The following is a 10340-nucleotide window of genomic DNA, read 5'->3' as shown; positions in this document are numbered from 1 at the left end:
GTGCGCCGTGGCGCGGGCGCGCTGGGCGCGCGGAGCCGGTCGACCCCGCGCCGGGCGCACCGGCGCCGGGCGGGTGCGGCCGAAGGACGAGCTCGGTGCGGTGAGGGTGATCGCGGTCATCGGGGCCTCCTGGGAAGAGGATCGAACGGGTGTTCGATCGAACGCCTGTACGAGTTGTAGCACCAGGACCCGGCTGGTGTCGAGCCCTGCGTCGAACGGATGTTCGACCGGTGCGCTGCCTCGTGCTCGAGAACCACCTCATCAGACGCCACCGACAACGCCCGTCCCACGCGTCACGGGCTGCGCCGGACGGCGACACGTTCGAACAGGTGTTTGAACTCGGGGTGCTGGTGGCCCTACGCTCGCCCCCAGTCGAGCTCATCACGCCCGCCCCGGGAGGACGCATGGCCACGGAGGACCGCCCGTCTGCGGACGTGCACGAGCTGCCCGACCGGGACGGCGGCGACGGCCTCACGACGCGCCAGCGCCGGGTGCTCGAGACGATCCGCGACGCCGTCGAGCGGCGCGGCTACCCCCCGAGCATGCGCGAGATCGGCGAGGCCGCCGGGCTGGCCAGCCCCAGCAGCGTCGCCCACCAGCTCACCGCCCTCGAGCGCAAGGGCTACCTGCGCCGCGACCCGCACCGACCGCGGGCCATCGAGGTGATGTCGCCGGACGCGCCGGCCACGAGCTCCGCGCCGGCGGCGGGCGCGCTGCCCGACGACGTCGACCCGACCGGCTCGGGCGACCAGCGGCCCGCGCCGTCGTACGTCCCGGTCGTGGGCCGGATCGCGGCGGGCGGGCCGATCCTGGCCGAGGAGGCCGTCGAGGACGTCTTCCCGCTCCCCCGCCAGATCGTCGGCGAGGGCCAGCTGTTCCTGCTCAAGGTGGTCGGCGACTCGATGGTCGACGCCGCGATCTGCGACGGCGACTGGGTGGTCGTGCGCCAGCAGCAGACCGCCGACAACGGCGACATCGTCGCGGCGATGATCGACGGCGAGGCGACGGTCAAGACCTTCAAGCGCCGCGACGGCCACGTCTGGCTGATGCCCCACAACCCCGCGTTCGAGCCCATCCCCGGCGACCAGGCCGTGGTGCTCGGCCGCGTCCAGGCGGTCCTGCGCCGGGTCTGAGACCCCGCCACGAGCCGGCGGAGGTGGGCGCCCCTGCGCGCCCGCCTCCGTCAGCCCCGTCAGTCCTCGACGTCCAGGCCGCTGATGCCGTGCAGCGCGATCGCGTCGCGCACGGCCTCCGACGGGCGCACGAGCGTGACCCGCTCGGGCCGGGCGGCCCGGCGCAGCTCCAGCAGCAGCCACACGCCGGTGAGCTCGAAGCGGGTGACCTGCTCGGCCAGCACGCGCACCGGCCGCCCGGACGTCTGCACCGCGTTGGTGACGAGGTCCTCGACGAGGTCGCGGACGTCGTCCTGCAGGCCGCCGTCGACCGCGCCGTGCAGCACCACCAGCACCGAGGTGTCGGCGTCGACCAGCAGGCTGACCGACCCGGCGTCCAGCGCGGTCACGGACGGCCCGACCACGCTGCGCAGCAGGTCCGGCGGGCGCGTGGGCGCGGGCAGCGCCGCGAACGGCGCGGAGAGCGGGCCGGCCGGGGGGTCGGGCACGGTGGGCAGGGACTCGGCGAGTGACATGGGGCGACCTCTCAGCGGTCCTGGGTCGCCCCGACACGGCGCAGGAATCAGCGATGAAGACCGCCGCACTTCTGGACCGTCGAGGCCGACCTTAGCCCACCGAACCCGGCAGAGGGGGCGAACCGGCCAGCAAGATCACGCGCGCCCTCACCAGCGCCCGAGCAGGGTGCGCCGGTCCGACCCGCGCAAGGCCGCGAGCGCGACGTCCGGGTCGGCGACCTGCGGGTGCGGCGGCTCGAACGGCGCGTCGCCGCGCACCAACGACGCGGCGTGCCGCCGCACGGCGTGGTCGGCGACGCAATACCCGTGCCGTTCGAGCACCTGCTGCTCGGCGGTCGAGAAGGCGTCCAGGTCGGTGCGCACCCGGGCCACGGCCTCGACGACGGCGAACGGGTAGCCGCGGCCGACGACGTCGTCGACGCCCCAGGTGCAGCCGCCGAGGACCTCTCGGGCGAACGCCGCGTGCAGCCAGCGCAGCCGGGTGTTGCTGCCGGCCCGTCCGAGCACCTCCAGCGAGCGGGCCAGGCGCCCCACCAGCGTGCGCTGGGTGCGGGCGCGGAACACCCCACCGCCGTCGCTCACCAGGACGTCGGCGTGCGTGCGCCAGACCGGCTCGAGCCCGAGGTTGTCGTAGACACCGCCGTCGACGAGCTGCAGCCGGCGGCGCAGCTCGCGGTGCCGCTCGGGCGTCTCGACCTCGACGTGCCCGCCCGTCAGCCGCAACCCCAGCTCGGCCGGCACCCGGCGCGGCGCGAACCACGGAGGGTCGGCGCACGAGGTGGCGCAGGCGTCGGCCAGCCGCCAGCCGTCGTCCGGTGCGGCGTGGCCGGCCCGGTAGGAGCCGACGGACGCCGGGGCGCCGGCGGTCGCCGTCCACTCGACCCAGTCGACGCCGAAGACCAGGTCGGTGGACCCGATCGCCAGCCGCGGCCCCGGACGCACGTCCTGCAGGGGCCGGTCGAACGGCGGGTGCTCGGCCAGCAGCCGCGCCAGCCCGCGCACCCCGCGGCCCCCGGGCAGCAGGCGGCTGAGCAGCGCCGGTGTGCGCACGTTGCGGCTCGTCAGCGCCCGCAGCGCTCCACCCACGAGCGGCTCGAGGCCGGCGACCCGCTGCAGCCCCTCGCCGCCGGGATCCGGCCAGCCGAGGCCCGGGTGGGCCAGGGCGGCCGCCGCCAGCGACCCGCCGGAGACCCCGCTGACGGTGCGGACCTGCGCCAGCACCCCGAGCTCGTCGAGCCGGCGCAGGGCCCCCAGGTGCAGCAGCGCGGCGCGGTAGCCACCGCCGGAGAGGCACAGGCCCACGCCGTGCCGGGAGCGGGGCGAGGCCGTGGGCTCGCGGAAGCGCGAGTCGCGCACGACCGGCAGGTCGCCCACGGGCGGGTCGGTCGGCTCGCTCATGACCGCGACCCTGCCAGGCCCCTCCGTCAACCGCGGGACGACGCCCCGCGCCGACCCGCACCGACTCCGGACCCGACCGGGCGGTGGCCGTCCCCTCCTGCCGGCCACCGCCCGGTGTCGCACCGCACCCCCACGCTGCGGCTCCCAGCCTGTCCCCGTCGTCCGGCCGCGGGATCCGTGCAGGTACTCAGGCGGTGCCGCGCGAGGTACTCAGACGCGCCAGGTCCTACGGTGTGCGCGTGAGCGCCCCCGACGTCCCGACCGTGCTGCTGCACGTGTGGGGCGTGCGCGGGCGCGACGTCCCGCGGGCGGTGCTGCGCATGGCCACCGGACGACGGCAGCTGGCCGGCACGCCCGGCCTGCGGTTCCGCAAGCTGCTCGGCACCGGCAGCGGCCGCACCTTCACCGCGCGCGACGCGGACCCGCGGCGCTGGGCCCTGCTCACCGTCTGGGACGACGACGCCGCGGCCGACGGGTTCGAGCGCGGTCACCGGGTGCTGCGGTCGTGGCAGCGGGTCGCCACCGAGCGGCTCGTGGTGCGGCTGCGGCCGGTCAGCAGCCGCGGCGAGTGGTCGGGGCACCGCCCGTTCGGCGACCCGCGCCCGCGGCGGGTCGACGGTCCGGTCGCCAGCATCACCCGCGCCCGGATCGCCCCGCGCAAGGCGCTGACCTTCTGGCGCGCCGTGCCGCCGGTGTCGGCCGACCTGCACCAGGTGCCGGGGCTGCGGCTCGCGCTCGGCGTCGGCGAGGCCCCGGTGGGGCTGCAGGGCACCTTCAGCCTGTGGGACTCGGCGCAGGCGCTCACGGAGTTCGCGCACCGGCGGGAACCGCACGTCGAGGCGGTCCGTCGTACCGCGCTGGAAGGCTGGTACGTCGAGGAGCTGTTCGCGCGGTTCGAGGTCCTCGACGTCGCGGGCGAGCTGGGAGGAGCGCGTGATGGGCGCTGAGCTGCTGCCGTGGGTCTTCACCTCCGGCTGGGCGAGCGGGATAACGCGTACGCCGTGGTGCTGCTGATGGGCGTGCTCGGCCGGTTCGCCGGCGTCGACGCGGTGCCGCCGGCGCTCGAGCGCACCGACGTGCTGGTCGCGGCCGCCGTGATGTTCCTGGTCGAGCTGGTGGCCGACAAGATCCCCTACGTCGACTCGGTGTGGGACACGGTGCACACCGTCGTGCGACCGGTGGTGGGCGCCGCGCTCGGCGCCCTGCTGGCCGGCGACGCGAGCTCGCTCGAGCAGGCGGTGATGGCCACGACCGGCGGCGTGAGCGCGCTGGCCAGCCACGTCGTCAAGGCCGGGCTGCGCGCCGCGGTCAACACCTCGCCCGAGCCCGCGAGCAACGTCGTCGTCAGCACCGGCGAGGACCTCACGGTCGCCGGGGTCGTGTCGCTCGCCGTGCTCAACCCCTGGGTGGCAGCGGTGATCGCCGCGGTGCTGCTGGTGGTCGGCGCGACGCTGGTGGTGCTGCTCTGGAAGCGGGTCCGCCGGGCCCGCGCCTGGTGGCGCGGCTGGAGCACGCCGCGTCCGGCCGGCCCGCCCCAGCCCTAGACTCCCGGCTCGTGACCGTCCGCGCCCACGTGCCGCCTCCCGGCGCCGGCGCCCGCCCGGCCCGGACGAGCTCCGGCCTGCGGGCGGTGTCGGCGGTGCTGGCAGCCGCCACCGTGCTCGCGCAGATCGCCTACCCGCTCACCGACGGCGAGCCGCTGCGGCTGCTGACCATCGCCACCGTGCTGCTGTTCGCCGCGGCATCCGTGCTGCACGCCGCGGCGACGCGGGGCGTGCTCTGGGCGCTCGGGCTGCTGGTGCTCGCCGGGGGGCTCGGCCTGGGCGCCGAAGCGCTCGGCGTGCGCACCGGCCTGCCCTTCGGCGAGTACGCCTACGCCGGCACGCTGGGCCCGCAGGTGGCCGGTGTGCCCGTGGTGGTGCCGCTGGCCTGGGTGATGATGGCCTACCCGTGCCTGCTGCTCGGCCGCCGACTGGCCCGGGCCGCGGCCCGCCGGTCGCGCCGTCCGGAGCCGTCGTCGCTCGTCGTCGTGCCGACCGGAGGCCTCGCGCTGGCGGCGTGGGACCTGTTCCTCGACCCGCAGATGGTCGCGGCCGGGCACTGGACGTGGGCGCACCCGACGCCGTGCCTGCCGGGTGTGCCCGGCGTGCCGCTGACGAACTTCGCCGGCTGGCTGCTGGTGGCGGTCGTCATGGTGGCGGTGCTCGAAGGCGTTCTGCCGCAAGGGCGTTCGGCGGCCGAGGGCGTGCCCGGCGCGCTGCTCGCGTGGACCTGGGCGGGCTCCGCGCTGGGCAACGCCGTGTTCTTCGACCGCCCCTGGGTCGCGGTGTGGGGCGGCGTCGCGATGGGCGTGGTCGTCGTCCCGTACCTGTTCTTGTGGTGGGACGGCCGGCCGTGAGCGGCGGGCGGGTCGCCCGCGCCCTGACCTGGACGACGACCGCGGCCTCCGTCGCCCTGACCGCCCACACGGCGTGGAACCTGCGGCAGCTGCGGCGGCCGCCGGCGGCGCCCCAGCCCCCCGACGAGTGGGTCTCGGTGCTGCTCCCCGTGCGTGACGAGTCGCACCGGCTCGAGCCGGCCCTGCGCGCGCTGGTGGTGGCGCTCGACGAGTGCGCCCACCGGGCCGAGCTCGTGGTGCTCGACGACTGCTCGACCGACGGCACCGCCGAGCTGGTGCGCTCGGTCTGCGAGCACGACGCGCGGGTCCGGCTGGTCAGCGGCGCCGACCTGCCGGACGGCTGGCTGGGCAAGCCGTGGGCCTGCCAGCAGCTGGCCCGCGAGGCGAGCAGCGCCAGCACCTTGCTGGTCTTCGTCGACGCCGACGTCGTGCTCGCGCCGCACGCGGTGTCCGCCACCGTCGCGCAGCTGCGCGGCACCGGCCTCGACCTGGTCTGCCCGTACCCGCGACAGCTCGCCGTCACGCCGGCCGAGCGCCTGGTGCAGCCGCTGCTGCAGTGGTCGTGGCTCACGACCTTGCCGCTCGGCCTGGCCGAGCGGTCGGCCCGGCCGACCCTGGGCGCCGCGAACGGCCAGCTGCTCGCCGTCGACCGCGCCGCCTACGAGCGCGCGGGCGGGCACGCGGTGGTGCGCGACGCCGTCCTCGACGACCTCGCGCTGCTGCGCGCGGTCAAGCTCTCCGGCGGTCGCGGGGTCGTCACCGACGGCACCGATCTGGCCACCTGCCGCATGTACGAGAGCTGGGACGACCTGCGCGAGGGCTACACCAAGTCGCTGTGGTCGGCGTTCGGCAGCCCGGCCGGCGGCGCGGCGGTGGTCGGCGCGATGCTCGCGACCTACGGCTGGCCGGCGGTGGCGGCGCTGGGCGGCTCGCCCGTGGGCGCGCTGGGCTACGCCGCCGGCGTGGCCGGGCGCGTGCTGACCGGACGACGCACCCGGGCGCGGGTGTGGCCGGACGCGCTGGCCCACCCGGTGTCCGTGGCGACGTTCGCCTGGCTGACGGCCCGCTCGTTGCGCGAGCACGCGCGCGGGACGCTGACCTGGAAGGGCCGCCCGGTCGGCTGAGCCCTACGCTGCCCGCGTGGCTCGCATCGTCGTCGTCGGCGCCGGCATGGGCGGCCTGGCCGTGGCCGCCCGCCTCGCCGCCCAGCGGCACGACGTCGTCGTGTGCGAGCAGTCGGACGCCGTGGGCGGCAAGCTCGGCTGGTTCGAGCGGGACGGCTTCGCCTTCGACACCGGGCCGAGCCTGCTGACCCTGCCGGCGGTCTACCGCGACCTGTTCCTCAAGACCGGCACCGCGCTCGAGCGCAGCGTCGAGCTGGTGCCGGTCGACCCGGTGTGCCGCTACCGCTTCCCCGACGGCACCCCGCTCGACCTGCCCAACGCCTCGCGCGGGCGCACCGTGGCCGCCCTGGACGACGCCCTCGGAGCCGGCGCGGGTGCGCAGTGGGCCGCGCTGATGGACCGCGCGGGCCAGATGTGGGAGGTCACCCGCGGTCCCTTCCTGGAGTCGCCCCTGGACGGCGTCCGCACCCTGCTGCCGCTCGCCCGCCGGCTCGGCGACCTCACGACCGTGGCACCGTGGAAGTCGCTGCGCGGCCTGGGACGGCAGTACCTGCGCGACCCCCGGTTGGCGATGATGCTCGACCGGTACGCGACCTACACCGGCTCCGACCCGCGCCGGGCCCCCGCGGCGCTGGCGACCGTGCCGTACGTCGAGCAGACGTTCGGCGGCTGGTACGTGCGCGGCGGGCTGCGGCGGCTCGGCGAGGCGCTGCACGAGCGCGTGCTCAGCACCGGCGCCGCCGTGCGCACCGGGGCCCGGGTCACCGAGGTGGTGGTCGAGGGCGGCCGGGCCGCCGGCGTGCGGCTGGCCGACGGGCGCGTGCTCGACGCCGACGTCGTCGTGTCGGACGTCGACGCCGCGCACCTCTACACCGACCTGGTCCGCGACCCGGCCGCCGACCCGGCGCGGCGCGCCATGGCCCGCACGACGCCGAGCCTGTCGGGTTTCGTCCTGCTGCTCGCGCTGCGCGGCCGGACGCCGGACCCCGCCCACCACACGGTGCTGTTCCCCGAGGACTACGACGACGAGTTCGACGCGGTCTTCGGCACCGGGCCCCACCGCGGCGCGCCGCGCGCCGTGCCCGACCCCACCGTCTACGTCAGCGCCCCCGACGACCCCGCCCTGCGGCCGGACGCCGAGCACGAGTCGTGGTTCGTCCTGGTCAACGCACCGCGCCACTCCGTCGACGACCCCGCGGCCGGGATCGACTGGGACGCACCGGGTCTGGCCTCCTCCTACGCCGACCGCGTGCTCGACGTCATGGCCGCCCGCGGCCTCGACGTCCGCGACCGGGTCGTGTGGCGCGAGGTGCGCACGCCGGCCGACCTCGAGCGCGGAACCCTCAGCGTCGGCGGCGCCATCTACGGGACGTCGAGCAACGGCGCGCGCTCGGCGTTCCTGCGCCCGGCCAACCGCTCGCCGGTGCCCGGGCTGTTCCTCGTCGGAGGTTCCGCGCACCCCGGGGGCGGGCTGCCGCTGGTGGGCCTGTCGGCCGCGATCGTGGCCGAGCTGGTCGGCCGGGCCTGACCCGTCAGCGCAGCCGGCGCCGGACGACGACGAGCAGCTGGGCGAGCCCGACCGCGCCCACGGCGGCCAGGAAGGCGGCGCCGGCGGTCGCCCAGCTCGACGCAGAACCCGCGTACAGGCCGGCTCCGAGCAGGAAGGCCGTGGCACCGATGATGCGCGTCGGGCGCTCGGCGACGGTGATGACGCCGGCGTCGTCGAGCCCGGCGGCGGTGGCCCGGGCGCGCAGGTACTCGTGGGCCAGCGCCGTGCCCGCGGCGAGGGCGGCCAGCCAGGGCGGCGCGCCGAGCACCGCGAGCGCCACCACCGCGGCGCCGTCGGCCACGCGGTCGCACAGCGCGTCGAGCACCGCGCCCCAGCGGGTGGTGCGGCCGGTGATGACGGCGACGGCGCCGTCCAGGTTGTCGGCCAGCCCGGACACCACCACGACCAGGGCGGCCAGGAGCGGCCACCGACCACCCAGCGCTGCGAGCGGCACGACCGCGCACGCGACCAGCAGCCCGAGCACCGTGAGCACGTCGGGCGCGACGCGCGCGGCCACGAACGGGCGGGCCACGAGGTAGGACAAGGACAGCCAGCCGTGGACCAACCGGGACGCGCGGGGGTCCGTGCCGTGCAGGCGGGCCCAGCCGTCCAGGTACTCGTCGCGGGTCAGGCGAGGTCCCAGGTGACCGTCACGGCGTGCGTGACGTCGAGCACCCCGGCGTCGACGCCTGGGCCGGAGTCGGCGGCGAGCGCGAAGCGCGGACCCGGCGGGCGGCCGTCGTCGCCCCCGCTCCAGGCGTCCCGGACCTCCGTGACCGCGCCGAGCGTGCGGCCCGCGAGCGTGGCGAGCTGCTCGGCGGCGCTGCGGGCGTCACCCCAGGCGGCCTCGCGCGCCGCCCGGCGCGCCGCCGTCAGGTCGCGGACGACGAGCCGCACCGACCGCAGCCGGCTGGCCTCTCCCCCGGCCCGGACGGCGGTGCCCAGCAACCCGCCCAGGGCGTCGAGGTCGTCGACCCGGGCGACCAGGCCGAGGCCCGCGCGGTACCCGTCCGGCCGGCCGTCGCGGTCGTGCTCGGGCCAGACGCCCAGCTCGGCGGACCGCACCGCGCTGTCGGGCAGGCCCGCCTCGCGCAACACCTCGCGGACCGCGGCGAGCGCCTGCGACGCCGTGGTGAGGGCGGCGTCCGGCGTGCGGCCGGCGGCCTCGCAGCCGAGGTCGACCAGCGCGGTGTCGGGCGTGGCGCTGGCGCTCCCGCGACCGGTGACGGTGACGCTCACGGCACGGCCACCGGGCTCAGGCCGGCGCCCAGACCGAGGCCCTCGTAGATCTCGAGCGTCGCGGTCGAGCGGTTGAGCGTGTAGAAGTGCAGACCCGGCGCCCCGGCGTCCAGCAGGTCGCGCGCGAGCCGCGTGGCCATGGCGATGCCCGCGCGCCGGACGTCGGCCGGGTCGTCGCCCGCACGCGCCAGCCCCTCGACGACCCACTCGGGAACCGGTGCGCCGACCAGGCCGGCGACGCGCTCGATCTGGGCCCGGCTGGTGATCGGCATCAGGCCGGGGACGACCGGCAGGTCGCTGCCCCTGGCGCGCACGCGGTCGACGAGCGCGGTGTAGGCGTCGACCTCGAAGAACATCTGCGTGACGGCGAAGTCGGCGCCGGCCGCGGCCTTGTCGACCAGCACCTGCGCGTCGTGGTCGAGGTCGGGCGACTCGGGGTGCTTGTCGGGGAAGGCCGCGACGCCGACGCAGAACGCGCCCATCTGCCGGATCATCGCGACGAGCTGGTCGGCGTGGTCGAAGCCGTCGGGGTGCGCCGTCCACTCGCCCGACGGGCCGTCCGGCGGGTCGCCGCGCAGCGCGAGGACGTTGCGCACGCCGGCGTCGGCGTACTGGCCGACCACCGTGCGCAGCTCGGTGACGGACGCCGACACGCAGGTCAGGTGGGCCACCGGCGTCAGCGTGGTCTCGCGCGCGATGCGCTCGGTGATGCGGACGGTGCGGTCGCGGGTGCTGCCGCCCGCCCCGTAGGTGACCGACACGAAGGTGGGGCGCAGCCGCTCGAGGCGGCGCAGCGCCTGCCAGAGGGCGGCCTCGCCGGCGTCGTCGTGCGGCGGGAAGAACTCGAAGGAGAACGACCGGCCGCCGCCCGCGAGCAGCTCGCGCAGGCTCTCGTGCACCGTGGGCGCGCCGTCCGGCATCGTCGAGGGCAGTCCGAGAGCCATGCCGGCCAGCCTAACCGCGCCACCGGCGGCCCGCGCCCGT

The 10340-nt window shown here is 76.9% G+C and carries 11 protein-coding genes; 6 read left to right on the top strand and 5 right to left on the bottom strand.

The features are described 5' to 3' along the window. Positions 1-404: 404 nt before the first annotated feature. Positions 405-1133: a transcriptional repressor LexA gene (gene lexA, locus ACYVJ4_RS12715; RefSeq protein WP_460460496.1), complete on the top strand. Its 729-nt coding sequence runs from the start codon at positions 405-407 to the stop codon at positions 1131-1133. Between the two features lie 59 nt (positions 1134-1192). Here the strand turns inward: lexA and ACYVJ4_RS12710 are convergent, their stop codons facing one another. Both ACYVJ4_RS12710 and ACYVJ4_RS12705 read right to left on the bottom strand, forming a co-directional pair. Beyond that, positions 1193-1648 (bottom strand): STAS domain-containing protein, encoded by a 456-nt coding sequence (locus tag ACYVJ4_RS12710; protein ID WP_460460495.1) that lies wholly within the window; start codon positions 1646-1648, stop codon positions 1193-1195. A 147-nt stretch (positions 1649-1795) separates the two neighbouring features. Next, positions 1796-3046 carry a patatin-like phospholipase family protein gene (locus tag ACYVJ4_RS12705; protein ID WP_460460494.1) on the bottom strand — a complete coding sequence of 417 codons (1251 nt, stop codon included), beginning with the start codon at positions 3044-3046 and terminating at the stop codon, positions 1796-1798. Between the two features lie 239 nt (positions 3047-3285). Between ACYVJ4_RS12705 and ACYVJ4_RS12700 the strand changes: the two genes are divergently transcribed. Genes ACYVJ4_RS12700 through ACYVJ4_RS12680 form a run of 5 tightly spaced genes read left to right on the top strand, consistent with a single transcriptional unit; the run spans position 3286 to position 8096 of the window. Continuing rightward, complete coding sequence (locus ACYVJ4_RS12700; RefSeq protein WP_460460493.1) at positions 3286-3993, top strand: monooxygenase; 708 nt, start codon at positions 3286-3288, stop codon at positions 3991-3993. A 9-nt stretch (positions 3994-4002) separates the two neighbouring features. Further along, positions 4003-4590 carry a DUF4126 domain-containing protein gene (locus ACYVJ4_RS12695; protein ID WP_460460492.1) on the top strand — a complete coding sequence of 196 codons (588 nt, stop codon included), beginning with the start codon at positions 4003-4005 and terminating at the stop codon, positions 4588-4590. Between the two features lie 11 nt (positions 4591-4601). Next, positions 4602-5444, top strand: a complete 843-nt coding sequence (locus ACYVJ4_RS12690; protein ID WP_460460491.1) for a carotenoid biosynthesis protein — start codon at positions 4602-4604, stop codon at positions 5442-5444. Continuing rightward, entirely contained in the window at positions 5441-6568 is a 1128-nt protein-coding gene (locus ACYVJ4_RS12685; RefSeq protein WP_460460490.1) for a glycosyltransferase family 2 protein, read from the top strand. Before ACYVJ4_RS12690 ends, ACYVJ4_RS12685 begins: the two co-directional genes overlap by 4 nt. 16 nt (positions 6569-6584) lie before the next feature. Continuing rightward, on the top strand, positions 6585-8096 hold the full coding sequence (locus ACYVJ4_RS12680; RefSeq protein WP_460460489.1) for a phytoene desaturase family protein: 1512 nt from the start codon (positions 6585-6587) through the stop codon (positions 8094-8096). Between the two features lie 4 nt (positions 8097-8100). Here the strand turns inward: ACYVJ4_RS12680 and ACYVJ4_RS12675 are convergent, their stop codons facing one another. The 3 genes from ACYVJ4_RS12675 to metF form a co-directional block, all read right to left on the bottom strand. After that, a complete protein-coding gene (locus tag ACYVJ4_RS12675) occupies positions 8101-8649 on the bottom strand; it encodes a CDP-alcohol phosphatidyltransferase family protein (protein WP_460460488.1) in 549 nt (182 codons plus the stop codon). 95 nt (positions 8650-8744) lie between these two features. Continuing rightward, the gene (locus tag ACYVJ4_RS12670) at positions 8745-9356 is read right to left on the bottom strand and encodes an SIMPL domain-containing protein (protein WP_460460487.1); all 612 of its coding nucleotides are present in this window, start codon (positions 9354-9356) and stop codon (positions 8745-8747) included. After that, positions 9353-10300 carry a methylenetetrahydrofolate reductase [NAD(P)H] gene (metF, locus tag ACYVJ4_RS12665; RefSeq protein WP_460460486.1) on the bottom strand — a complete coding sequence of 316 codons (948 nt, stop codon included), beginning with the start codon at positions 10298-10300 and terminating at the stop codon, positions 9353-9355. The genes ACYVJ4_RS12670 and metF overlap by 4 nt, the downstream gene beginning before the upstream one ends. Positions 10301-10340: the final 40 nt, after the last annotated feature.

This window comes from Angustibacter peucedani, from assembly GCF_054779595.1.
Note: the sequence above shows the minus strand (reverse complement) of the source record. Positions and strands in the feature narration are given on the sequence as shown.

Excerpts from the sequence above, each read along its gene's own strand:
- lexA (WP_460460496.1), top strand. The coding sequence starts at position 405 with ATGGCCACGGAGGACCGCCCGTCTGCGGACGTGCACGAGCTGCCCGAC.
- ACYVJ4_RS12710 (WP_460460495.1), bottom strand. The coding sequence starts at position 1,648 with ATGTCACTCGCCGAGTCCCTGCCCACCGTGCCCGACCCCCCGGCCGGC.
- ACYVJ4_RS12705 (WP_460460494.1), bottom strand. The coding sequence starts at position 3,046 with ATGAGCGAGCCGACCGACCCGCCCGTGGGCGACCTGCCGGTCGTGCGC.
- metF (WP_460460486.1), bottom strand. The coding sequence starts at position 10,300 with ATGGCTCTCGGACTGCCCTCGACGATGCCGGACGGCGCGCCCACGGTG.